The sequence below is a fragment of the Pseudomonas sp. GM74 genome (assembly GCF_000282455.1).
Taxonomy (GTDB): Bacteria; Pseudomonadota; Gammaproteobacteria; order Pseudomonadales; family Pseudomonadaceae; genus Aquipseudomonas.
Map to the genome: position 1 here is coordinate 1 of NZ_AKJG01000119.1, position 24,356 is coordinate 24,356.

Sequence of the window (24,356 nt, forward strand, 5' to 3'; positions counted from 1 at the left end):
GCCTGCCGCACCAGCGACGGCCGTTTCGACCCGGAACGCTTCGCCGCGCAAGCCCGGACGCCGCAGGTGCGGATGATCGAAATCAAGATGAGCCAGGGCGCCAAGCCCGGCCACGGCGGCATCCTGCCCAAGCACAAGGTCACTAAAGAAATCGCCGAAACCCGCGGCATCCCGATGGGCGAAGACTGCGTGTCACCGTCGCGCCACACCGCGTTTTCCACGCCGATCGAAATGATGCATTTCATCGCTCAACTGCGTGAATTGTCCGGTGGCAAACCGGTGGGTTTCAAGTTCTGTCTCGGCCATCCGTGGGAGTTCATGGGCATCGCCAAGGCCATGCTGGAGACGGGCATCCTCCCGGACTTCATCGTCGTCGACGGCAAGGAAGGCGGCACCGGCGCCGCGCCCGTGGAGTTCACCGACCACATCGGAGTGCCGATGCGCGAAGGCCTGTTGTTCGTGCACAACACCCTGGTGGGCCTGAACCTGCGGGACAAGATCAAACTCGGCGCCAGCGGCAAGATCGTCAGCGCCTTCGACATCGCCAGCGTACTGGCCATCGGCGCCGACTGGGCCAACTCGGCGCGCGGCTTCATGTTCGCCATCGGTTGCATCCAGTCGCAGAGCTGCCACACCAACAAATGCCCGACCGGCGTCGCCACCCAGGACACCCTGCGCCAGCGTGCACTGGTGGTGCCGGACAAGGCCCAGCGGGTTTACAACTTCCACCGCAACACCCTCAAGGCCCTGGCGGAAATGCTCGCCGCCGCCGGCCTCGAACATCCGTCGCAGTTATCCGCCAAGCACCTGGTGCGACGCATGTCGGCGACCGAGATCAAGTTGTTCTCGCAGCTGCATGTGTTCCTCAAACCGGGCGAGTTGCTGACCGGCGAAGTGAACGGCGAGTTCTACTCGCGGATGTGGCAGATGGCCCGGGCCGACAGTTTCGAGCCCCAAGACATAGCGGCTGCATGACCTCGCCCCCCCGATCAAAATCGCGCGTCACCAACGCAGGGTTTTGCTCGGGGTCGGTTCCTTCATCACGATGAAACCGTAATCACCGATCAGGTAAATCCGGTAGAACTGGCTGTCCACCAGCGGCGCATAGCCCTGATAACCCACCCGCGTCGCATTGCGCCGCTCCCGCTCCGCCACCACGTTGGTGATGCCCGCTTTCGGCAGATTCTCGGCCAGCATGTAAAAGTCGGTATTGAGCAGGTAGTGCAGCACCGGCAGCTGCTTGAACGAACCCGTTGCCGCCAGCAACCAGTAGTCGGAATAACTCACCGACATGTAGATCCGCTTGGCCTCACGCAGTGCCTGACGGCTGGCAATGTCGTAATCAAGGCTGGCCAGCGCCGTGGACGCGAAGGTTTTCTGCACGGTCAGCACCCGACCATAGGCGAACGATAGCGACAGCATCGCCAGCAGCGGAATGATCATCAACAGTGGCAGGCGGTCATGGATCGACGCCAGCGCCAGATGCCCCAGGTAGAACAGCAATACCAGCAGCACGGCGAAGCCCATCAAGGTGCGGGCGCCTTCGTTGAAGTCGCGGAAAAACAGCGCGACACCGGACACCAGCAGCGTCACCACAGGCAATGTCAGCAAACACATCAGGCCGATCAACAGCTTCTTCGCTCCGCTGTCCTGGCGCGCCGCTACGTTCAGTCCCAACCGCACTGCCCCGGCTATCGCGAGCAACAGCAACCCGCCGAACACCCAGAGCCATCCACCATGGAACAGCAGCACGACTTTTTCCAGGACCCGGCCAATGTTGATCTGGATCTGCAATGATGGATGCCCCGTCCAATCGAGCAACGATGTGCGATTGGAGTCCATGTACGGACCAGCACTGACGCTGTAGATCAACCCGCCGAGGATGACCTGGGCGGCTTTCCAGCCCAGCAGGTCGCGCCATGGCACCGGGGCGGTTTTATCGTTGGCGGCCCTGAGCAATTCCAGGCAACACAGGCCCAGGAACACATTCAGGCTGATCTGATACAACCCCAGCGCCAGTGCTATCAGGAACGAAGGCACCAGCCATTGCACGCTGCGCCACGGGTGACGAAAGGTGATGGCGTAGATCATCGCCACCAGGCTGAGGGTCGTGGTGGGACCGTCGTATTGATAGGACAGGTTCTGCAGGAAGAACGGGTTGTACCAGAGCGGCAACAGCACCAGGCAACAAGCGACTTTGGGCTGGCGGAAGTAGTGGAACGTCAGGCTGGTCAGTGCCGATGCCATGGCCAGCGTGGCGATCAGCAAGGGCAAGGGAAAGATGTTCGGCGCGGCATGGCTGAAGGTCAGCGCGTTGTTGAACAGCTGGGCGAAGAGTCGGCCCTGTTCGGCCCAGGCCATGCCCGCCGACAGCGAGCGCCAGTTGTCATCGATGTAGGGATAATCGGCGAGGATCAACGGCAGGACATACACAAAGGTGGCGAACAGAAAAAACCGCCAGACCTGATGCCGGCTGAGCTCGCGAACGAAGAAGTCGCTGAACCGGCCCATGCTAACGCCCGCTCCGGTCTTTGCCGCCGACGATGTCCTTGATCACATAGCGCGGCCGGTGCTTGGCCTCGATGTAGATGCGACCGATGTACTCGCCGAGGATACCGATACCGATCAGTTGCACGCCACCGAGAAACAGGATCGCGGTCATCAACGACGGATAACCGGGGACGCTGTTGCCGAAGAAAATCTTGTCCAGCACCATGTACACCGCGTAAAGCACCGCGAAAATCGAAATGCCGCCACCGACGTAAGTCCACAAGCGCAGCGGCACGGTGCTGAACGAGGTCACGCCTTCCAGGGCCAGGTTCCACAGCTTCCAGCCATTGAACTTGCTGCTCCCCGCCACCCTTCCGGCCCGCTCGAACTCCACCACCACGGTGTTGAACCCGGCCCACGACAGCACGCCTTTCATGAACAACTGGTGCTCGGGCAGGGAACGGATCACGTCGACCACCTTGCGATCCATCAGCCGGAAGTCCCCGACGTTTTCCTCGATCCGGGTGTAGGCGATGCGATTGAGCACGTGGTAGAAAATCGACGCACTGTGGCGCCTGAGGTAGCCGTCGACGTCCCGATTGCGGCGCTTGGCGAGCACCACGTCGGCACCCTTCTGCCATTGCTCGACCAACAGCGGGATGACACTGATCGGGTCCTGCAGGTCGACATCCATGGGAATCACGGCATCGCCGCTGGCGTGCTCCAGGCCGGCAAACAGGGCCGGTTCCTTGCCGAAGTTGCGCGAGAAATTGATCAGCAGCACCTGCTCATCAGCCTGGGCCAGCGCCGTCGCCTGCTCGGCCGTGCGATCTGAGCTGCCGTCATTGATGAAGACGATTTCGACCTCGGCGTCGCGCAGCTTCAACTCGCGGCGCACAGCCTGATAAAACAGGTTGATTGACTGCTCCTCGTTGAACACCGGGACGATGAGCGAGATTTTCATTGATCACGCTCGCGAAACACCACGTATTTGGAATACAGGAAGCCAAACACCAGGCTCAACGCCGAAAACAGGGTCACCGTGAGCAAGCCGTGCAATCGCCAGACATCGCCCAGATGGCCGACACCCAGGCTCAACGCCCCCATGCCCGATACAAACAGCAGATAACCGCCGACCGAGGCACTGGCGGTGAAGGTAAATTGCGCGTTCATGTAGAAGGAAAACGACGCAGCCACGCAGAAGGCTGCCAGGTTGCTGAGTGCCTGGCTGAGGCTGGCTGCAACGCTCAGCAGGAAAAAGATCTGCCAGTGAATCAGGGTGTTGGCGACCCCGATCACCGTGTAGCTGGGCAACCCTTTCCACAACTGTCTCATGTGAGGCCCCTGTCTTAGAACGTTAGGTTTCCCATGAATATTGGAGCCTGTCTACTGTCAGAAATCGCAGGTTTTTGAACCTTTCAGACCAGCGGTTGAGCCTTGAGGCCACGCCCGAGACATCCGGAAATATCCCGGTTTTGCAATTGCCCGCGAATCAGTCCACCCTGCGCGCCGCCGATCGGTCGCGTGGCCTTTGCCCTCGCGGCCAATACCATTTTTTCCGCTGTTACGAGCCTGCTGTCATGACGTTAACGCGCGATCACCGGATCGACTTCTTTCGTGGCCTGGCGCTGATCTTCATCTTTTGGGATCACGTGCCCCACAACCCCTTGGGGCAAATCACCCTGCGCAACTTCGGTTTCAGCGATGCGGCCGAGGTCTTCGTGTTTCTGGCAGGTTTCGCGTCCGTCCTGGCGTACGGCAAAGTCCTGGCGCGCGAAGGCTTTCTGATCGCCTGCGTGAGAATCCTGCGCCGGGCGTGGGTGCTCTACGTGGTGCATATCTTCCTGCTGGCGATGCTGATGGGCATTGTGTTTTTCGCCAACAGCCACGTGGAAACACGGGATCTGGTGGAGGAAATGGGCATGCATCACTTCATCAGCAACCCGCAACAGGCCCTGATCGATGAATTGCTGTTGCGCTTCAAGCCGAACCTGATGGACCCGTTGCCGCTGTACATCGTGCTGTTGACTGGCTTGCCCCTGGTGCTGCCGCTGCTGGTGCGCAAGGCCTGGGTGGTGGTCGCGATGTCATTGGCGCTGTATCTGATGGTGCCGCTGGCCGGCTGGAACCTGGCGGCCATCAAGGACGGCGTGTGGTATTTCAACCCGGTCGCCTGGCAGTTGCTGTTCGTGCTCGGCGGTGCCGCTGCGATTCACAGCCAGCGCCCGCGCTTGCCCGAGACGCGTCCATTGATTCGCCAGCCGTTGTTTGTCGGTGCGGCGCTGTATGTCGTGGTCGCGGGTGTGTTGACCGTGCTGTGGCGTTGGCCGGGCATACACGATGCCGTGGTGCCGGCGAGCCTGCAGAACTTCCTGTACCCCATCAGCAAGACCGACCTGTCCCCCGTGCGCCTGCTGCATTTCCTCGCACTGGCCTACGTCACGGCGAAACTGATTCCCGACAGCGGATGGACGCAAAACTGGCTCGCGCAGCAAAGTTGCCGCATGGGCCGTTTCTCGCTGGAGATTTTCTGTCTGGGCGTACTGCTGGCGCCATTGGCGGACATGGTCAACGCGTTGACCGACGATGCTGTTGCCATGCAGATTTTCACGGCGCTGGTGGGGGCCGGGTTGATGGCGTTGCTGGCAGCCTGGCTTGAGTTCAACAAGCGTTTGAATCGAGCACCGAAAACTGTGCCCGCACTGGACCGCCTTATGTAGGAGCGAGCAAGCTCGCTCCTACAGTTTCAGACATTACGACTTACGAAACCGAACGCACCGCCCCCTGCGACACATTGGTCGGTTGCAACTTGAACACATAGAACAACACCGTCAGCAGCACCAAAAACGCAGGCCCCACATACAGCGCCACGCGGGTGTCCGGGAAGTACGCCATCAGGCCGACCACCAGCACCAGGAACGCCAGCGCCAGATAAGAGCTGACCGGGAACAGCCACATACGATATTTCAGGCCGGCCGCTTCGCTTGCACTCAGGCCTTTGCGGAATTTGAGCTGGGCCAACAGGATCATCACCCAGGTCCAGATCGCGCCGAAGGTGGCGATGGACGTCACCCAGACAAACACCTTTTCCGGCACCAGATAGTTGAGCAATACGCCCAGCAGCAACGCACCAATCGACAGCAGCAACGCACGCCGCGGCACACCATTACTCGACGTCTTGGCGAACCCGGCCGGGGCCTGGCCGTTCTGCGCCAGGCTGTAGAGCATGCGCCCGGTACTGAAGATGCCGCCGTTGCAGGACGACAACGCAGCGGTGATCACCACGAAGTTGATGATACCCGCCGCGGTCTTGATGCCCAGACGTTCGAAGGTCATCACGAACGGGCTGCCCTGGGTACCGATTTCGTTCCACGGGTAGATCGACAGGATCACGAACAACGCGCCGACGTAGAACAGCAGGATCCGCCAGAACACCGAGCCGATCGCATCGGGAATGGTTTTCTGCGGGTTCTTCGCTTCACCGGCGGTCAGGCCGATCATTTCCACGCCCAGGTAGGCGAACATCACCATCTGCAGCGACATCAGCACGCCAGTTACACCGTTGGGCATGAAGCCGCCGTGGCTCCACAGGTTGGAGATGCCCAGGGCCACGCCGTCGTTGCCGAAACCGAAGGCGATGATGCCGATGCCGCCTAACACCATGGCAACAATGGTGACGATCTTGATCAGGGCAAACCAGAACTCGAATTCACCGAAGGCCTTGACCGCGATCAGGTTGATCGAGCCCATGCTGATCAGCGCCGCGAGCGCCCAGATCCAGCGCGGCACATCGGGGAACCAGATGCCCATGTACACCGCCACGGCAGTGATTTCCGCGACGCAGGTCACCAGCCACAGGAACCAGTAGTTCCAGCCGGTCAGGAAGCCCGCCAGCGGGCCGAGGTAGTCTTGGGCGTAACGGCTGAACGAGCCGGCGACCGGGTTGTGCACGGCCATTTCGCCGAGGGCACGCATGATCACCAGAATCGCCAGACCGCCGATGATGTAGGACAGCATGATGGCGGGGCCGGCCATTTGGATGGCCTTGGCTGAACCGAGAAAAAGACCGACGCCGATACAGGCACCGAGTGCCATCAGGCGAATATGCCGCTCGCCGAGTTCACGTTTAAGCGGACCGCCCTGAGCGGTCTCGCCGTTGGGCTGGTGATTGCCTACGGGCATAAGGGGCACCTCATCTTGTTGTTGGATATGACCACCGAGCGTTGAAGCCACCGACCGATAGGCCGATGGCTTCGTGTAACCGGGCCTGCTTTGTAAGCAGAACCGTCCTGTAGGACAAAACCTGCAAGATCAGCGGGTCGTGCAGTATAAAAAGCTGGCGACAGAGATATTCACTCTATAAACCACAAAATTCAGCCATAAATCCCGGCAAAAACCCGACTTGCGGAGGGGCATCACCTAGATTATGTAGGAATTTTCGCCATTTAAAGGGCGCGGAGTATTGCACAGCATTGGTGCGTCGTCATGCCCCTACGAAAGCCGTACTCACTTTCGAAATGGCTCTATTACGGCCATTACAGGCAACTTCAAGGTTCCCCCACCAAGCCAGCCGGGGCGAGGGAGATGTCGGATTGCCGAAGTGCTTGTTTGACTTGGAAACCGCCCCCTTGATCCGATCTCCACCGCTACGTCAGACACACTGCAAATACCGGATTCTCGACCACAGCAGGCAAGCCCCCTCGCCACAAGTGCTTCAATCAGCCTGATTATCGGCGCGTCCGTGCATCATTTTGCCCTTCACATTTTCTTCCCCCCCGCCAACCACCGTCTAAGCTTCATTCAAGTCCGATCAATCTGCGTGAATGGATCAGTCGACTATGGGCGCTTTGTGGCAAACCGATTCGAGTAAAACCGTGGTTCCGAATGAATGTGAGGATGAAGCGCCTATACCTGAAAAACCCCGTCGTTCCAGGCACGGATGGGGAGCGTTCTGGCTATTGCTGTTGATCATCGCGGTTGTCGTGGGGCTTGCCGCCGCGAGGGAGATGCGCACCTCGAAGTTCCAGGCCCGGGAGGTCAGCAAATACGCCGCATCCTTGAGCTATGAGCTCAAACCCGGCCCCAGCGATGCGATTCGCTATCCGGGGGACGGTCCGTTCGATCGGCGCCTGGGCTACAGCTCGCTGGATGAATTCCTGCCGCGCCTGATCAAGCGCGATTTCGTCGTCGAGGCGCAAACCCGCTTTTCCCCGGCGCTGTTGAAGTACAGCGACAAGGGCCTGTTCGTGCCCTATGCCGAGAAAATCCAGGCCGGGCTGTCGATCACCGATTGTCGTGCAGCGCCGCTGTACCGGTACAACTATCCACAGCAGCTTTACTCGACCTTTGCCTCGATCCCGCCGGTGGTGGTCAACAGCCTGCTGTTCATCGAGAACCGCTTCCTGCTCGACCCCAGGCAACCACTGGCCAATCCGGCGGTGGACTGGCCACGGTTCGGCATGGCGGCGTGGTCCCAGCTGGCCAAGATGTTGCACGTGCCCGGCCAATCCGCCGGTGGCAGTACCCTGGCCACTCAACTGGAGAAGTACCGGCATTCCCCCGATGGCTTGACGGTCAATGGCGCGGAAAAGATTCGCCAGATGATTTCCGCCACCGTGCGCGCCTATCAGGCCGGGCCACAAACCCTCGAAGCCCGGCAGAACGTGGTTCGCGACTACCTCAACAGCGTGCCGCTGTCGGCCGTACCGGGTCACGGTGAAGTACATGGCATGGCTGAAGGGTTGCGCGTCTGGTACGGCTCCGATTTCAATCAGGCCAACGAAGCGCTGTCCAGCACCGCGACGGATCCAAAGACCATGGCGGAAAAAGGCCTGGCCCTGCGTGAGGTGCTGTCGTTGATGATTGCCCAGCGCCGCCCTTCGCATTACCTGACCAAGGGTCATGATGAACTGGCCGACCTCACCGACAGCCATATTCGCCTGCTGGCGCAAAACCATGTGATCGACGCCGAGTTCGCCGCCGCCGCCCTGGCCAGCAAAGTGACCTACCGCGACTGGGCCACCCAGCCGACCATCCAACCGATTGAAACCAACAAGGGCATCAGTGTGGCGCGCAGCCGTCTGGCCGGCATGCTCAATCGCCCGCTGTATGACCTCGACCGCCTTGATCTCTCCGCCACCAGCACCCTGCAAGGCGAGTTGCAAAGCGAGGCCACCGCGTATCTGAAAAAACTCGCCGACCCGGCCTATGCAGCGGAAATCGGCCTGATGGGCGAACGCTTGTTGACCCCCACCAGCACCACCCAGGTACGCTACAGCTTCACCTTGTTCGAACTGACACCGGACGGCTCGCGGGTTCGGGTACAGACCGACAGCACCGACCAGCCCTTCGACATCAACGAAGGCAGCAAACTGGAACTGGGCTCCACCGCGAAAATGCGCGTGCTGACCACCTACCTGCAAATCATCGCCGAGCTGCACGACAAATACACCGGCATGACCGTTCCGGAACTGAAGAAGGTCGACGTACCGGATCAGGACCGCCTGAGCCGCTGGGCGGTCGATTACCTGATCGAGAACAAGGACCGCGACCTGAAAAAAATGCTCGGCGCCGCCCTGGACCGCAAATACTCCGCCAGCCCCGGCGAGGCGTTTTTCACCGGTGGTGGCCTGCACGTGTTCAACAACTTCCGCAAGGAAGACAACGCCCGGATACCGCCCCTGCGCGATGCCCTGCGCGAATCGATCAACCTGCCGTTCATTCGCCTGATGCGAGACCTGGTGCGCTACACCATTTACTCCGGCCCCAACAGCAGTGCCGAATTGCTCAAGGATGACCGCGACCCGCGGCGTCAGGAGTACCTGGCCGAATTCGCCGACCGCGAGGGCACTTCGTTCCTGCTCAAGTTCTGGAAGAAGTACAAGAACAAGGATACCCAGGACCGCCTCGACACCTTCCTCGACAGCATGCGCCCGACTCCGATCCGCATGGCCGCCGTGCACCGCTACCTGCTGCCGCAGGCCAGCCAGGAAAGCTTCAACGCCTTCGTGCGCTCGCACCTCAAGGGCGCCAAGCTCACGGAAAAACTCACCGACGAACGTCTTGTGCGACTCTACGAGGCCTACGGTCCAGGCTCCTACGACTTGCCGGACCAGGGTTTCATCGCCAAGGTTCACCCCCTGGACCTGTGGCTGATGGGCTACCTGCTCAATCACCCCGACGCCAAGTGGGGTGACATCGTCAAGGCTAGCCAGTTCGAGCGCCAGGAGGTCTACAGCTGGCTGTTCAAAAGCCGGCACAAGGGCGCCCGCGACAGTCGTATCCGCACCATGCTGGAGATCGAAGCGTTCCTCGACATCCACCAGCGCTGGCAGAAAGTCGGCTATCCGTTCGACCATCTGGTGCCGTCGCTGGCCACCGCCATCGGCAGCTCCGGCGACCGTCCCGCAGCCCTGGCCGAATTGATCGGCACCATCCTCAACGATGGCGTGCGCATGCCGACCCTGCGCATCGACAGCCTGCATTTCGCCGCGAACACGCCCTATGAAACCCAACTGATCAATGACCCGGACGTTGGCAAACGGGTGATGCCATCCGAGGTCGCCACGGCCATGCGCGAAGCCCTCTCGCAAGTGGTGGACGCCGGTACGGCCAAACGCGTGGCCGGCAGTTTCAAATTGGCCGACGGCAGCCCGCTGGCGATGGGCGGCAAGACCGGCACCGGCGACAACCGCATCGAAGCCATCGGCTCCGGCGGGCGGATTCTCAGCTCCAAATCGCTCAACCGCACGGCGACCTTCGTGTTCTATATCGGCGATCACCACTTCGGCACCCTGACCGCCTTCGTGCCAGGCCGCTCGGCAGAAAGCTTCACCTTCACCTCGGCGTTGCCGGTACAGGTGCTCAAGGGCATGGCGCCGATCCTGACGCCGTATTTGCAACCGGGCACCCACACCATGTGCCAGCCAACCGAGGCGACGGTTAAACGTTAAGTCAGGGTGTGGCGGTATCTATGTGTTTTTTACCCTTGAATTTTGAGAGATTTGCGTCGAAAACCGGCAGCGGTTCAAACGTATATTTGAGCTTTTTTTGGGCAAGGCACGTACCTAGTCTGGTCGCTCCACTCTTGATCAACGGACGATCAGACAATGCCCAATCCTCCCCTGACACTTCATCGGCCAGTACAAGCGCCTTCAGCCTCTGCCGATAAAAGTGTCCATTATGAATTGGTCAAAAAGGCCATCCCTTCCTGGCTGCTCGAGACCTCAGCGTCACGCGTCAAAGCGTTGAAAAGCGTCAGGCTGACGTTGCCCGACTGGCACCGCAGCGCTTCAGCGACAGCCCATCAACAATTGAAAAACGAGATGCGGCTCGCCTGGAGCGTGCAGAACGACGTCGATAAGGCGCTGAGCGAACTGCAGGATGTCTACACCTTTGCCAAACCCTTGCTGCAACAGGCGCTGAAAGACCGCTTCGGTGTAGAGGACGACGTTGAAGACACCTGGCTGCAACTGTACATGCCCGTCAAAACCTCGTGGTGGGTGCATGACTTTGCGTCGGCCACACAGGGCAGAACCGTTTCCTTGCTCGATGCTGCGCTGCACAACTTTTCAAGTGACGAATCATTCATGGCGGATTCCGAGTTCATCACCCGCCCCGACGTCCGGGGGCACTTTGGTGTGAAACGTCTGAAGCAAAAAATCAGCATCGATCAGTTCAAGTCGTTGTGCCGCGAACTGGACATCGGCGCTCGCTACCAACAGCATCTGAATAGTTTTTTGCTTTCCGATGAGCCCGTGGCCAGCAATTACCTGCGCATCCAGGTTACTCAAAGCCAGAAGCAGGCACTGCGTGTCGCAGCCCACCTGGCCCTGCAGAAAAAAGACATCGACCAGCACGCTTTCGATGCGGTACAGGGGATGCTCGAAGATCGTGCACAGGTGCGATGGCACGGCCAGGTTGTCAGCTACTACAACCTGAGCATGATGGACACGCCCCTGACGGGGATCGTCCTGATCACCGCTGACCTCCCCGCCGCCACTCGCCCCCTTCCCGTGATTGCATACGTTCCCCATGACCCGGAGCACCCACTCAAGCAATACCCGTCATCACTGGCGTTCATGGCCGAACTGAGCCGCCAACTGCGCGATACACAATCGTCCGCACCCTATCAACGGTTTTTCAGCCAGTTCGTGGCCCATCAGCAACGCGGACATTTTTTTGCCCGACTGAACGACCGTCTCAGCCAGGTGAAATGGCAGCCGGTGCCACCGGGTTCCAACCTGCCGAGCTGGCGAGAAACACCTGTGGATAACCCCAACCTGCAGTTCCGCGTCGCGAAGATTCAGGACGACCGTGAAACCCGCTTTACCGGCGACTTGTGGCTATACCTCTACCAGCAAAAGCTGAACAAAATCCTCAACGACTCCCGAGAAATCGCGATTTCCACTGAATACGCCGACCGCATGGCGCGCTGGGCGTGGTGGGACAACCTGGAAAAAATGCTCTCGGACATCCTCAATGCCGCGCTGCTGGTGGTGACTCCGTTTGTCCCGGGCCTTGGCGAATTGATGCTGGCGTACACCGCGTATCAACTGACCGATGAAGTGGTCGAGGGCATCGTCGATCTGGCCGAAGGGCGTTTGGCCGAGGCCGGTGAGCAGATCCTCGGCGTGCTGGAAAATGTCGTCCAATTGGGTGTGTTTGCGGCGGCAGGGGCACTGGGTAATGTCGCCGGGGCAAAACTCTCGCCATTTTTCGAAGGGCTCAAACCGGTGCAATTGGCCGATGGCCGGGCGCGTTTGTGGAACCCGGACCTTGCACCCTATGAACAACCGGGGCCGGCGTCAGCAACCAATGCCAGGCCCGACGCGTCGGGCATCTACCAGGATCAAGGCCGCCGCTTCGTGCGCCTGGACGAACAGCACTTCGAAGTGACGCAGGATGCGGTCACCGGGCAGCACCGGATCAAGCATCCGCAACGACCCGATGCCTATGCGCCGAGCCTGCGCCACAACGGTCACGGCGCCTGGGTCGGCGAAACGGAAAACCCGCGAGAGTGGGAAGGCTCGACATTGATGCGTCGTCTGGGTCATGGCACTGATGCTTTCAACGATGAACAACTGGAGCAGATTCGTCAGATCAGCGGCACCGATGAAGGCGTGCTGCGCAGGGTGCACGTGGAAAGCGCACCACCGCCACCGCTGTTGACCGATACCCTGCAACGCCTGGCTTCACCGGCCATTGCACCCGCGGCATTATCCCCTGAGATCGCGCCGCTGTTCGGCGATTTCCCCGAGCTACCGGCCACCGTTGCGGAACAAATCCATGCCCGCGCCAGCGCTGCGGAACGTCAGCGGATAACGCAAGAAAGCCGCCTGCCCCTGCGCCTGAGGACCCAGGCGCGGGAGCTTCAGTTCGAAACGCAAACGGTGCGAGCGGCCCAGGGTTTGTACCCGGGCACCTCAATCACTCCCGACACCGAGCGCCTGGTGCTAGGCACTTTGCGCTTTAACACCGATACCTTTGGCGACCTGCGCCTCGATGTTCGTCAAGGAACATTCGATGGCGAGTTGCATTGCAGCGTCGGCCCCGATGACGCAACGCGGGTGCGGGTACTGATTCGCGACGATGCCGGGCAGTATCAGGTGCGTGATGGTGACGATCAGCCGATCCATGAAGCCGAGGACTTTTTCGAAGCCGTCCTGCAGGCCACGCAGGTGACTGGACAAAACAGCCTGGGTTACAAGCCGGGTGACGGTGAGTTTTTCAGGCAATGGGTCATGGCCAAATCGGCCCCGCCCAGCGAACGCCGGACCGTGCTCGCCACCCCGCCCGTTCGCCCTGTTGCCGAGCATGAAACGATGCTGTTGGTGCGTGGCGGCGCCCTGAGCAGGGGCGGTGTCACCCTGCACGAGCGTATTCAAGACCTGCATCCGCATTTCAGCGAAAATGAGGTCGATGCATTTGCCAACGCCCTGATCGAAAAAGGTCAACCGCTGCAGGCGATCGAACAGCATGAGAATGATCTTTATGAATTGCGCGTGATCCTCAATCGCTGGGAATATCAACAGCCCGAAGCCTGGGGACCGGACCCCGAAGGCTTTTTGAATGGCGGTGGCAAGCGCATTGCCGAACGTCTGATCGACTGCTTCGAACGGAAAAACAGCCGGCTTGGTAACCGAACCGACCCGGACAGTTACGCCCTCGACCTGTCCAGCGATCTATTGCCTGTCAATCTGGATACCTGGTGGTCACAACGCCCCGAACTGAGAACATTTCTGGACCGGATCACTGTGTTGAAACTCGACAACACACGCTTTTCGAGCCAGCCAAACGGCTTGCTGATGGATTTCCCTCATCTACGCGAGCTCAGCGCCAGGGATTGCGAGCTGACGACGCTGCCTGCGAGCATCGGTGCCATGCACAGGCTCGAACGCCTGCGCCTGAGTGAAAATGAAATCGTGCTCGATGCTCCCGCCGTTGAACGGATCAAGCACCTGACCGGCCTGGAAATCCTCAGGCTCGACGAGAACCCGTTGGGCAGGCTGATCGACATCGGGCACATGCCACGCCTGAAAGTGCTGGGGTTGAAAGACACCGTGATCACTGCCTGGCCACTGGGTGTGTTCGCCAAGCCCAGGCCCCGCGGCTTTGTACTGGACCTGCGTGACAACCATATCGACCAGATTCCCGAAGTGGTTGCCGGCTCGCCCCAAGCCTGGGTGGTTGCACGAACCCGGCTGGATGTCGGCAATCTTTCGCCACGGAACCAACTGCGCTACCAGGAATACCGGCGCTCATTGGCGCTGCCACCGGAACCTGTATTGCCTTCGAACACTCAGCAAGAGTTGGTGGTCAATTCGAATGCCTCCGTGGAGCACTGGAACGAGGTGCCCGGCTGGGGCGTCGAGCGGGCGAACATCTGGTCGGAACTGGCTGACGAACCCCAGGGCCAGCAATTCATGAAGGTACTGCTCGATACCCAGTACAGCGCCGACTTCCTTGCCGGCGGCGTGGCCAAGGAACAATTGCTGCAACGGGTGTGGCGCATGCTCGATGCCGTCTTCATCGACACCGCGCTACGTGAAAAGCTGTTCACCATGGCGATTGCACCGGTCGATTGCGCCGATGCCGGTGCTCAACTGTTCAACAACATGGGTATCAATGTGCTGGCGTCGGAGGCCTATTCGTACTCCACTGATGCGTCAGAGCTGGAGAAAAAACTGGTGACACTGGCCAAAGGCGCGGCGCGGCTGGAGCAAGTCAACGACGTCGCCCGGGCCGATGTCCACAGCCGCGGCGGCAACCCTGACGAAGTCGAAGTCTACCTGGCTTACCAGACCGGCCTGGCGGATCGGTTGGACCTGCCCTGGCAGTCCCGTGGCATGTTGTTCCGGCCCGTGTCCGGCGTCACCGACGCCATGATCGATCAAGCCCATGACACGGTGCTGGCCCTGGGCGAAGGCGATGGTCTGGTCGACAGAATGCTCGAACAGCCTTTCTGGGAAGACTACCTGCGCACTACCTGGCCGGTTCGCATGGAAAGCAACAAGCTGCTGTTTCTGAACAAGTACGAGCAACTTGAAACCCTTCGCGCCACTCAGCGTGAATGGCTCTCGGCGCCTGATGCCGAGCGACCCGCCCTGCGCGAACGTCTCAGGTCGCTCATGAACGATCTGCCGGTACCGGACACCGTGGTCTTCGCAGATGAACCGATTAGCGACGAAACGTTTGATCGGCTGCTGGTCGACCTGGGTGACGGTGAAAAGGAATTGTCGAGACAGTTGACCCGAGCTGCATTGCGCCAGGCCGGACAGTAAGGCCTGGCGGTGAACCTGACAGCCGTTCCTGCCGTCAGGTTCACTGTCCTTCAAACGTCGGAATCCCAGATGACCGTGACGTTTCCGACATAGCAGCTGGCTACACCGGGCTGAAGCATCTGTGCCATCTCGTGGGATGCAATTTCGAAGTGCAATACGCCGGGACCTCGGTGCACATAGTGTCCAGTCTGGAAACGTTTCGCGTATGACGGCCCGGCCCGCAAATATTCGTACCTGACCGGATTCCCGGCATTGTTAGTCATTCCCGGGGGCAGGCTGAGGAAGGTCTTCAATTTGACTGCGCGATTGGTAACCGCATCCTTGATCGTGCAGTCGAAGCCCTCGATCACACAGTCCAGTTCGACTTTGAACCGCGACGACGCTGAAATGTGGAACGTCTGATCACGAAACAACCGCACCGGTCTGCGCCCGGCCTGCAGCCAGTTTTGCCAGCCACCGTCGGGAACCAGCCGGACTTTTTCACCACCGGGCGGAATCTCGACTTTGAGCATGTGCTGAACATCGAGCACGAAATCCAGGGTCAGTTGATTGTCGTTCGGCAGCATGACATCCCCCATGTCGAAGTCCCCACCTTGGCCGACGCTATAACTCAGACTGCCGGTATAGAGGCCCGATGACATGCTCATAGGGTTGGGCGTGCGCAATTCGTAGGCAAAATCCAGATAGTTATAGGACATTCCCGGGATCGGAAAACTGGCGACTTTGACACAAGCGCCCTCGGTCGGCGTTTTCCAGAAAAAACTGTAGGTGTTGCTGGTATACAAGGCCATCCCACTGTACTGGCATGGCGGTGCGGGAAAAACCCAGCCGGCGCCAACCCACAACAGGTCATGCCCCTCGCGCGCGGTCGGCGCCCCCGTCAGATTCATCGAGGTGTCGCTCAGTACATGGGTGGAACCGAAGCCGGCAACCCGTACCTCGACCTGCTCCGACTCCTTCGTGTCGACGTTGGTTACCGTCAAACTGCGCCATTGAGTCGGCAGCTTGAACATCGCGCTGTTTCGCGCATCGGCATTGGGTTGCATGGCCTTGACCGACTCGAAACGAATGGGCAGGCGAATGCTGAAGATGTTGTTGTCCCGACACACGCCAGGGTAGTGCTCGCAATAGCCACTGACCGGGGTCGTGTTGGTGAACGTATTGCGCTGTGGATAGGCCGAATCAGGGACGAACAGCGCCCTGATTTCCTGGGTTACCGCCGCTGCCGAGGGCGTGACGAAAACCAACAGTGCCAACGAGCGGCCACCGCGTAGCCATCCCTGGAGACAAGTCTTGAGATTCATGATCGTGCTCTATGAAGGTTTGTTCAGACGGGGGTGGTTTCAGGGCGCTGCGGCATTGAAAACCAGATGGACATTGCCATAGTAGTTACCGGGTCTGTAACCGCCTGCGGGAACTCTCGGCTGGATGTCCAGCGCAAAGCGCCCACCGGCGCGCGCCTGTTCTTCGGTCACCACTTGCCGGGGTTGCGCCTCGTGGCTCAATTCCTGGCCGTTGAAACTGACACGCAAATGAATGTTCTGCTCGTCCCGGCCATTGGATAAGTACGGTTCACTTTCCAGACGGGCCTCGATCGCGCTGGTGTCGTGTTTGACGTCGAAGTTTTTGCGCAAGCCGCCCAGCGTCGAAGTGACAGGATTCCACGGCAATTGCTGGTCGAGGTGTATCCAGTTCGTTTCAGCCGGGATCACGTAAAAGCCCAGTGCCGGAATATCCACGGACACTTCGAAAGTGTGTTCTTCCCGGGCGGCGAACGTCGACGCACTGGTCAGCATCAGCATGCCAGCGCACCAGGTGTTGGAAATTTTCCTGCTCATGTCGGCTACCTGTCGGTCATTGCTGGCTGGCGATGCGCAGCGTTTTTTTCTCACTGCCTTCAACCAGATTGAAGCGGTATTCGCGGCCGGTTTTCTTCTCGAACTCGAAGCTTTTTCCGGCGAGGATGTGGTGCTTGGTGGTCGGTTCGCACTCGGTCTCGTTTTTCAACGAGCAGTTGCGAAACTCATCGACTACCACCACGGTGTTGCCGTTGTTGCGCAGACGGTAACGTTCGGGTCCGTCCTCTATCGCGGTGTCGAAACGACTGTCGCTCGGGCGCACGAAGAACACCGTGCCGAAACCGGTCATGACGTTGACGCCGGCAGAAAGGTTCTTCTTGTACTCCTCGCGTTCATCGCCGGAGACTGCAAACTCGTCTTCCCTTTCCGGCACCACGGGCACGAAACGCACCCGGAAATAACGTTCCTTGTCGCGATTGCCCATGAGCAGCAGGCGCGTGCCCTGCATGCCGTTGGCCGGCACGATCAACCGCGCCGGGCTGGCCATCAGGCCATCGCGGCCGCTGGCATCCGCCCGGGTCTTGACCGGCACTTCGCGTGAGGTGCCATCGGCCTCGTAGATAATTTCCAGGATGTTGACCTTGACGAAGGCAGTGGCATCGCCACTGTTGAACACACGTTTGAGATAGGTGCTCTTGTCGCCATCCAGATAGTCGTAAACCGTACCGACGTTGATCTGCGGCCCGGCCTGAAGGCCGACGGAAAACCCGCTCAGAATCAGTGTTGCCCACAAACGTTTCATACCTTGAACCTCATGACATTGAACACAACACAGGCACGCGCCATCGCTACGGCGCCCATCAGACTTCCGAATCCCAGATCACCGTGACACTGCCTCTGTAGGTGGACGCCACGCCGGGTCGCAGCATGAATTCCATCTGTTGTTGCGGGACCTCGAAATGCAGGATGCCTGGTGCTCGATCCACATAAAAACCAGGCTTGAAATACTGGGCATTGGTGGGTCCGGGCCGTAATCGAAGCTGCTTTACCGGTTGCCCCGCCATGTCGGTCAAGCCATTGGGCAGGCTGACACTGACCCTCAACTCGACCGATTTTTTCGAGACTCGGTCATCGAGCAGGCAGTCATAGGGAAATGCACTGATCTCGCACTCCAGCTGCATCTTGAAACGTGAAGAAGCCGAGATATTGAAGGTCTGGTCACGGAACAACCTCACCGGTCGCCGCCCGGCCTGCAACCAGCTTTGCCAGCCACCGGCCGGGACCAGCTGGATTCTTTCGCCGCCAGGCGGGATGTCCACTTTCAGGGTGTGTTGAACGTCCAGGACGAAATCCAGGTTCAGTACCGGATCGTTCGGGATCATGACGTCACCGAAATCAAAATCGCCACCCGGGCCGAGGCGGTAAGTCAGATTCCCGGTATAGATCCCGGCCCCCATACCCAAAGGGTTGGGTGTACGCAATTCATAGGCAAAGTCGAGATAGCCATAGGTCATGCCAGGGATCAGGAAATTGGAGACTTTGACACAGGGGGTTGCATTGGGCGTTTTCCAGAAAAACGCATAGGTGTTCGATCCGTAAAATCCGACGCCGGTAGATTGGCAAGGAGGCGTTGCATACAGCCAGCCGCCCCCCTTCCATAACCTATCGTGCCCCTGCTGGGCATTCGGAGCGCCCGTCAAATTGGCTGCCGTGTCGCTCAAAACATAATTGGAGCCAACGCCGGCAATGCGCACTTCGACCCTTTGATCGTCTCCCGTCTCCTTATTGGTGACTGTCAGTGAGCGCCAGTCTCCCGGCACCTTGAACATGGCACTGTTGCGTGGACCGGAATTGGCTTGCATGGGTTTGCTCGAATTCAAACGCGTCATCAGCCGGATGCTGAAGGTGTTGCTGTTGCGGCAGATGTCGGGATAGAACTCGCAGTAGCCACTGGAAGGTGTCTTGTTGACGAACTCGTTGCGATGCGGGTTAGCCGAATCCGGCGTAAACAGCGCCCTGATTTCTTGCGTTGCAGCGCTTGCCGCAGGAACAGCCAACGTGGCCAGCAACCCCAACCACAGACCGGGGTACCACCATCTAGGCAGGTCCATTTTTTTATTCATCATTGCAATCTCCGCAAAATCGGCCCGGGCCGTTTACCCAGCCTTGCGTTGGTTGTTGGTGGCATCGGCCAGGGTGTCCGGGCTGCACCGCAGATCCCCGATCATCAGCACGTTGTTCTCAAGGCGATGCTTGTCGACATCGAGACGGAACTGACACAGCAAGCGGTCGGCATGCCGCACTTCCAGCGTCGGTGAGCCGGCGTTCATTTCCATGGAGAAGAAGCCGTCGACTTCACTCACGCCGCGACTGGCGTGGTTGATCACGTGATGGCCCTTGAGTGGCTGGCCCTGTGGATCAAGCAGTCGCCCGAGCACGGTCAGGGTTTTCATCACCCGGATCTGGCGGTATTCCACGCCGCCCTTGTTCAGGTGATAACGGGTGCGCGCGGGTTCGATGTTTGCCGCCGGAACGTGATTGCCTTCGAAGTCGAAACTCACCGAGCTGTTTCTGTAGGCCGTCAGCGGTATGAAATTGCGCCCCGGGTGCAACACCGAGCTGCCGCCGCTCAGGTCATCGGCGCGCAAGGCAATGCCGTCGATGTCGGACTCGACATCGACGATCATCCCGGCGCCGCGTCCTTGATGCTGGCTGGTCAACGCCATGTGCTGGGCACCCACCACCAGGGTGCTGTCGAGGTTCAGGCCACCAGTGAAGTTGTTGTTGAAGGACGAGCGCTGGACAAAGCCGTCGCCGTTGACCGCATCGGTGCGAAAGTTAGCCAGGCTCGACAGGCCCATGCCGTAGGTGTCGGTCAATGCGGTCACCGAGACACTCTGCAAGACGTGGTCTTGCCAGTCTTTGCGATAGCCGAGCGAGGCATTGGTGTCGCGGCTGCCATCGCGGGCAGTGCGCGAACCGATACTGCCGGATACCTGTTGGCCCTTGCTGCCGAGCGCCACGTTGAGGCTCAGGTCGACCCCGCGATTGCGCGCATCGCCGCTGCTGAAACTACCCGGGCGATCGAACAACGACAGCCGCCAGTTGGCGTCGCTGCCAAACAACTCGGTGCGCTGCGTCCAGCCCAGGTCTACGCCCATGCCTTCAACGTTGCCTTCGCTGTGGGAAACCCGCGCGTTGAACGAGTTCTTGCGGCTGATCCGGTGGTTCAGCGCCAGGGATGAGTTGCTGGTCTCGCCGGTGAATACATTGCGTTGGCGCACGCGAGTGCCGTCGGGCAACGTGTCGAAATTGTCGGTGGTATCGAGCCAGCTACGGTTGTGGCTGATCACCAGGCTGCCGGCGCCATAGTTGTACAGGCCCTGCAGATCCAGGCCGGTGCCATGGTCCTGGGTTTGATAAACGTTGGCATACACGCTGGTGCTGTTGGCCAGAGACCAGTCGACGGAGCTGCCGAACTGCAGCTTTTCACGCTCCTGGCGCGCGGACAGTCCCAGCACCACCCGAGGGTGCAGCAAGTAGTTCGCAGAAGCGCCGAAGGTCGCATCGCCACTGGCCTGCTGATCCCAGTTGCTGAGCAGTTTGCTTTCCTGGCCGGCGAACAGGTTGTAGCGCCAACGCTCGTCGAGGTTGCGCCAGTTGCTGGGCTTGTACACCAGCTCCTGGGTGGTCGAGGTGATCTGGCCATCTTCGATCAGGCGCACTTCCACATCGTAAATGCCACCGGGCAATGGCCGGGTGTCCAGGGTCTGCAAACCGGCGGGCACCGATTGGGTGTTGATCAACAAGCCATCACGAAAGATCTCCACCGAAGCCTGGCGGTTGGCGGTGACATAGATGGGATAAACACTGGGTTTCGGACTGTCGATTGCCAGGCTGTCGGAACTGCCATACATCACGCCCACGGCGGTGTCGGGGCTGGTCCCGAACGAGCGTGGCTGACGGGTCAGGCCTTCGGAATTGGGGGTGAAATAGCCCAGGCGGAAAAAACTGCCCTCCAGTTCACGCTGGGTGAAAAGTTCGTGTACCGCGTGGAACGTCTTGTTGTCCGGGCCACCAAGACGGGCCAGTTGCATGTTGAAGGTCTGGCTCCAGTTGCCCAGGCTGCCGCTGGCCTCAAGGCCGAAGCGTCCGCCCAGATCCTGATCCTGACCGCCGTTGAGATTGATTTGGTTACGCACCATCAGGCCGCTGCTGCCGCCTTCCGGTTGGTCGTAGAAACGCCTGGCTTCGCTGTCGCGCTCGGCGTTTTCGGTGACGATCGACAGCAAAGAGTTTTCAAGGTTGTAGTGCACCGCCAGCATCTGCTCCGGGCACTGCCCCGAGCAGGCACCCAGTGCCACGCCGGGTTTGAGGATATCGGCCCAGGTCTGGCGCTCACTGGCGCCGAAACGGCTGTCGCCGGTATCGGTGAAATCGAGCAACGTCACCCGGTCATCGCGGGACAACACAATCATCGCCTCGCCGAGTGGCTGTTGATCGAGCTCGACCCGAACCGCCAGCGGCACATCGAAAAAGTGCTCCTCGAAATCCGCCGGCAAGCCTTTGGCCTGGGCCAGCAAACTTCTGGGCGTATTATCAATTGAAGTGGGCGCCGCAAATGCACTGCTACATAACAGCAACGCAAGCGCTGCCGCGATGGGCGTCATCGGGAACATGAACGAGTACTCTAATTACAAAGAAGTTGAACCCGACCGACAAGTTGAAACTTGCCGGCCGGTCACGTCACTCAAGCAAGTAAGCGCTTACGACTCTTTCAACTTCAAAGAGCAACAGGAGTTACAGCGTCGAACATCATGGTGACGGCACCGGTGTAATCACCCGGCGCGAAAGTAGTGCCGACAGCCTTGATGTTGAGTGGGGCGCGGTAGTTGACGTTCGACTCGGTCTCGCCGACCACCATTTGCGGCGTCGTGGTCAGGACTACACTGTTGAGTGCCACTTGCAGGTCGATAGACGTAGCGCCGGAGATCAGCTTCGGCACGCTTTCAAGGCTGGCGTGTATCGAACCGTTGTTGTTGCGCATGTCGAAGAAGCCGTTGACTTCGCCCATGGTGCCGGTGGAAGGCCGGTAGCTCATGTCCTGGTCCTTGGTGACCAGATCCGCATCGACCGGCACTACATAAAAGCCGTTGGTCGGCACATGGGCAACCAGACTGATGGAGTGACGGGCTTCACCCGCGGCAAAAACGGCGGAAGAACTCAGAGCCAGTACAGCCAGTGGAGCGGCAATCGCGAATTTCTTGAACATCATTCAGTACCTGTCTTTATAAAATTTTCGGTTCATTGAAAGTTCCGACAAAACAAAAAACCGTCACGAGCAGATTTATGTTTTCCCGAACTTTCAACGCCGAAGAATGATCAAGCAATTCTTCTGGAAAGTAAGCAGGAAAGTTCCATGAAGTTCGTAGCCAAAGTGCCACGACCATAGAAAGAAAAATACTGAATTATCGAAAAACTCACTGTTCTACTGTAAGAGACGGACTACATGAAGCCAACGATCGACTAATAACAGTCGACAACGACACAGCAACTTCTGTAGGAGAGATATTACATAACCAATAAATAAAGGCGCAAATCGAATATTTAGAGAGTTAACACTAATTTCAACTTTTCCACCTCCATTAAAAGCCATTCCGGGAACGGTGAAAGCGCCATTTTCAATGACGGTTACGCCTGCCGCCGGATGCGCCGTTGGTCAGTCAGCCTTGCTCGCTCGATAAGATATATCTTAAGTTGTATCTAAACACGACGAGAGAACACAAAAATGAGAGACCATCATTCCCCCCACCGCGAACACGGCGACGGCCATGACGGCTTCGAGAAGCGCCCCGGTCGCGAACGCGGCGGTCGCGGCCCGCGGGTGTTCGCCCCCGGCGACCTGAAACTGCTGCTGTTGGCGTTGATCGCCGAACAGCCGTGCCACGGCTATGACCTGATTCGCCAGATCGAAGGCATGTTCGACGGCGCCTACAGCCCCAGCCCCGGTGTGATTTATCCGACCCTGACCTTCCTTGAAGAAAGCGAATTGATTGCGGGGGATGCCGATGGCGGGAAAAAACGCTACAGCGTGACCGATGCCGGACGTCTGTTCCTGAAAGAGCAAGCCATTGCACTGGATGGCGTGCGGATGCGCATCGACGTCAGCAAGCGTTCGCTACGCGGACATGATCGTCCGGCAGAAATCCATGAAGCCGTGCATAACCTGCGCCACGCCCTGCAAATGCACCATGGGCGCTGGAGCCCGGACGAAATCCTGCGGGTACGCGACCTGCTCAACAACACCGCCAAGGCCATCGTCGACGGCCCGGCCGTTCAGGAGAAAGCCGAATGACTGAAGTGATCGCCTCAACCATTCACCGTGTCATGCACGAGATCAAACGCCGTCGCCTGGAAGTGCTGCGGGTGGTTGACCTGACCCCGCGCATGCGCCGGATTACCCTGGGCGGGCCTGAGCTGGCTGGCTTCGTCAGCCTGGGTACGGACGACCACGTCAAGCTGCTGTTCCCGCAGAACGCCGAGCAAGCGGCAACGCTGGAAACCCTGGTGCTGGGCGCCGGCAAGGCCAACGGTCCGTTGCCTGAAATGCGCGACTACACCCCGCGCCGCCATGACCCCGACACGCTGGAACTGGACATCGACTTTGTGCTGCACGGCGACGGCCCGGCCGCAACCTGGGCCGAACAGGCCCAACCTGGACAGTTCCTGCACATCGGCGGGCCAAGGGGCTCGATGATCGTGCCGGACATCTTCGACAGCTACTTGCTGATCGGCGACGAAACCGCCCTGCCCGCCATCGCCCGGCGCCTGGAAGGGCTGGCGGCCAATCGGCGTGCCCTGGTGATCATCGAAGTGGAGAACGGCAAGGAGCAGCAAGTGCTGCACAGCGCTGCCGAAGTCAATGTGATCTGGGTGCTGCGCGAAGGTGGCAAGGACCATTTGCTGAGCACTGTGCGTCAGATCCAGGTTCCTGCAGGAAGCTTGTATGCCTGGGTCGCGACCGAGAGCAAGGTGTCGCGGCAAATTCGCCGGGTGTTGCTCGATGAGCACGGGCTGGATGAGCAGTTCGTCAAGGCTGTGGGTTACTGGCGGCTGGATGACAACGAAGAGGATTGAGCCTTGAAGGATCGCAGCCTGCGGCAGCTTCAGGTACTGACGCCGAAGTCGTTCCAGTCATCCGCGATCCGTAACAGCTGGCGTAGCCTGCGTCCGGCTGCGCAGCAGTCGTTCCAGTCATCCGCGATCCGTAGCAGCTGGCGTAGCC

16 protein-coding genes are annotated in these 24,356 nt (G+C 59.4%); 6 read left to right on the forward strand and 10 right to left on the reverse strand.

Going from position 1 to position 24,356, the window contains the following annotated elements; genetic code table 11:
• Positions 1 to 975: FMN-binding glutamate synthase family protein (locus PMI34_RS05540; RefSeq protein ID WP_008052807.1), on the forward strand; the 975-nt coding region annotated here is incomplete at its 5' end.
• A gap of 27 nt (positions 976 to 1,002) precedes the next feature.
• Here the strand turns inward: PMI34_RS05540 and PMI34_RS05535 are convergent.
• The 3 genes from PMI34_RS05535 to PMI34_RS05525 are packed head-to-tail and all read right to left on the reverse strand — an operon-like array spanning position 1,003 to position 3,825.
• The gene (locus PMI34_RS05535) at positions 1,003 to 2,511 is read right to left on the reverse strand and encodes a glucosyltransferase domain-containing protein (RefSeq protein WP_008052808.1); all 1,509 of its coding nucleotides are present in this window, start codon (positions 2,509 to 2,511) and stop codon (positions 1,003 to 1,005) included.
• A gap of 1 nt (position 2,512) precedes the next feature.
• Positions 2,513 to 3,454, reverse strand: coding sequence for a glycosyltransferase family 2 protein (locus PMI34_RS05530; RefSeq protein ID WP_008052809.1), 942 nt, complete (start codon positions 3,452 to 3,454; stop codon positions 2,513 to 2,515).
• Positions 3,451 to 3,825, reverse strand: a complete 375-nt coding sequence (locus PMI34_RS05525) for a GtrA family protein (protein ID WP_008052810.1) — start codon at positions 3,823 to 3,825, stop codon at positions 3,451 to 3,453. Before PMI34_RS05525 ends, PMI34_RS05530 begins: the two co-directional genes overlap by 4 nt.
• A 245-nt stretch (positions 3,826 to 4,070) precedes the next feature.
• Between PMI34_RS05525 and PMI34_RS05520 the strand changes: the two genes are divergently transcribed.
• Positions 4,071 to 5,210 carry an OpgC family protein gene (locus PMI34_RS05520; RefSeq protein ID WP_008052811.1) on the forward strand — a complete coding sequence of 380 codons (1,140 nt, stop codon included), beginning with the start codon at positions 4,071 to 4,073 and terminating at the stop codon, positions 5,208 to 5,210.
• A 40-nt stretch (positions 5,211 to 5,250) separates the two neighbouring features.
• Here PMI34_RS05520 and PMI34_RS05515 read toward each other — a convergent pair whose 3' ends face one another.
• Complete coding sequence (locus tag PMI34_RS05515; protein WP_008052812.1) at positions 5,251 to 6,672, reverse strand: amino acid permease; 1,422 nt, start codon at positions 6,670 to 6,672, stop codon at positions 5,251 to 5,253.
• Positions 6,673 to 7,328: 656 nt separating this feature from the next.
• Here PMI34_RS05515 and PMI34_RS05510 point away from each other — a divergent pair.
• Both PMI34_RS05510 and PMI34_RS05505 read left to right on the forward strand, forming a co-directional pair.
• Positions 7,329 to 10,442 carry a transglycosylase domain-containing protein gene (locus PMI34_RS05510; protein WP_008052813.1) on the forward strand — a complete coding sequence of 1,038 codons (3,114 nt, stop codon included), beginning with the start codon at positions 7,329 to 7,331 and terminating at the stop codon, positions 10,440 to 10,442.
• Between the two features lie 156 nt (positions 10,443 to 10,598).
• A complete protein-coding gene (locus tag PMI34_RS05505; RefSeq protein WP_008052814.1) occupies positions 10,599 to 15,272 on the forward strand; it encodes a dermonecrotic toxin domain-containing protein in 4,674 nt (1,557 codons plus the stop codon).
• 50 nt (positions 15,273 to 15,322) lie between these two features.
• On the opposite strand, the gene PMI34_RS05500 is transcribed toward PMI34_RS05505, so the two are convergent.
• The 6 genes from PMI34_RS05500 to PMI34_RS05475 form a co-directional block, all read right to left on the reverse strand.
• Positions 15,323 to 16,576 carry a hypothetical protein gene (locus PMI34_RS05500; protein WP_008052817.1) on the reverse strand — a complete coding sequence of 418 codons (1,254 nt, stop codon included), beginning with the start codon at positions 16,574 to 16,576 and terminating at the stop codon, positions 15,323 to 15,325.
• 39 nt (positions 16,577 to 16,615) lie between these two features.
• Positions 16,616 to 17,110 (reverse strand): CS1 type fimbrial major subunit, encoded by a 495-nt coding sequence (locus PMI34_RS05495; protein ID WP_008052819.1) that lies wholly within the window; start codon positions 17,108 to 17,110, stop codon positions 16,616 to 16,618.
• Between the two features lie 16 nt (positions 17,111 to 17,126).
• Positions 17,127 to 17,873: a hypothetical protein gene (locus tag PMI34_RS05490; RefSeq protein ID WP_008052820.1), complete on the reverse strand. Its 747-nt coding sequence runs from the start codon at positions 17,871 to 17,873 to the stop codon at positions 17,127 to 17,129.
• A 58-nt stretch (positions 17,874 to 17,931) separates the two neighbouring features.
• On the reverse strand, positions 17,932 to 19,197 hold the full coding sequence (locus PMI34_RS05485) for a hypothetical protein (RefSeq protein ID WP_008052821.1): 1,266 nt from the start codon (positions 19,195 to 19,197) through the stop codon (positions 17,932 to 17,934).
• Between the two features lie 30 nt (positions 19,198 to 19,227).
• Positions 19,228 to 21,750: a CS1-pili formation C-terminal domain-containing protein gene (locus PMI34_RS05480; protein ID WP_008052822.1), complete on the reverse strand. Its 2,523-nt coding sequence runs from the start codon at positions 21,748 to 21,750 to the stop codon at positions 19,228 to 19,230.
• A gap of 104 nt (positions 21,751 to 21,854) precedes the next feature.
• On the reverse strand, positions 21,855 to 22,346 hold the full coding sequence (locus PMI34_RS05475) for a CS1 type fimbrial major subunit (protein ID WP_008052823.1): 492 nt from the start codon (positions 22,344 to 22,346) through the stop codon (positions 21,855 to 21,857).
• 513 nt (positions 22,347 to 22,859) lie between these two features.
• Here PMI34_RS05475 and PMI34_RS05470 point away from each other — a divergent pair.
• Both PMI34_RS05470 and PMI34_RS05465 read left to right on the forward strand, forming a co-directional pair.
• Positions 22,860 to 23,426, forward strand: a complete 567-nt coding sequence (locus PMI34_RS05470; RefSeq protein ID WP_008052824.1) for a PadR family transcriptional regulator — start codon at positions 22,860 to 22,862, stop codon at positions 23,424 to 23,426.
• Positions 23,423 to 24,208 (forward strand): siderophore-interacting protein, encoded by a 786-nt coding sequence (locus tag PMI34_RS05465; RefSeq protein ID WP_008052825.1) that lies wholly within the window; start codon positions 23,423 to 23,425, stop codon positions 24,206 to 24,208. The genes PMI34_RS05470 and PMI34_RS05465 overlap by 4 nt, the downstream gene beginning before the upstream one ends.
• Positions 24,209 to 24,356: the final 148 nt, after the last annotated feature.

Bases quoted from the DNA above. Each gene is read 5' to 3' on its own strand.
- PMI34_RS05535 (WP_008052808.1), bottom strand. From the start codon at position 2,511: ATGGGCCGGTTCAGCGACTTCTTCGTTCGCGAGCTCAGCCGGCATCAG.
- PMI34_RS05530 (WP_008052809.1), bottom strand. From the start codon at position 3,454: ATGAAAATCTCGCTCATCGTCCCGGTGTTCAACGAGGAGCAGTCAATC.
- PMI34_RS05525 (WP_008052810.1), bottom strand. From the start codon at position 3,825: ATGAGACAGTTGTGGAAAGGGTTGCCCAGCTACACGGTGATCGGGGTC.
- PMI34_RS05520 (WP_008052811.1), top strand. From the start codon at position 4,071: ATGACGTTAACGCGCGATCACCGGATCGACTTCTTTCGTGGCCTGGCG.
- PMI34_RS05515 (WP_008052812.1), bottom strand. From the start codon at position 6,672: ATGCCCGTAGGCAATCACCAGCCCAACGGCGAGACCGCTCAGGGCGGT.
- PMI34_RS05510 (WP_008052813.1), top strand. From the start codon at position 7,329: ATGGGCGCTTTGTGGCAAACCGATTCGAGTAAAACCGTGGTTCCGAAT.
- PMI34_RS05505 (WP_008052814.1), top strand. From the start codon at position 10,599: ATGCCCAATCCTCCCCTGACACTTCATCGGCCAGTACAAGCGCCTTCA.
- PMI34_RS05500 (WP_008052817.1), bottom strand. From the start codon at position 16,576: ATGAATCTCAAGACTTGTCTCCAGGGATGGCTACGCGGTGGCCGCTCG.
- PMI34_RS05495 (WP_008052819.1), bottom strand. From the start codon at position 17,110: ATGAGCAGGAAAATTTCCAACACCTGGTGCGCTGGCATGCTGATGCTG.
- PMI34_RS05490 (WP_008052820.1), bottom strand. From the start codon at position 17,873: ATGAAACGTTTGTGGGCAACACTGATTCTGAGCGGGTTTTCCGTCGGC.
- PMI34_RS05485 (WP_008052821.1), bottom strand. From the start codon at position 19,197: ATGATGAATAAAAAAATGGACCTGCCTAGATGGTGGTACCCCGGTCTG.
- PMI34_RS05480 (WP_008052822.1), bottom strand. From the start codon at position 21,750: ATGTTCCCGATGACGCCCATCGCGGCAGCGCTTGCGTTGCTGTTATGT.
- PMI34_RS05475 (WP_008052823.1), bottom strand. From the start codon at position 22,346: ATGATGTTCAAGAAATTCGCGATTGCCGCTCCACTGGCTGTACTGGCT.
- PMI34_RS05470 (WP_008052824.1), top strand. From the start codon at position 22,860: ATGAGAGACCATCATTCCCCCCACCGCGAACACGGCGACGGCCATGAC.
- PMI34_RS05465 (WP_008052825.1), top strand. From the start codon at position 23,423: ATGACTGAAGTGATCGCCTCAACCATTCACCGTGTCATGCACGAGATC.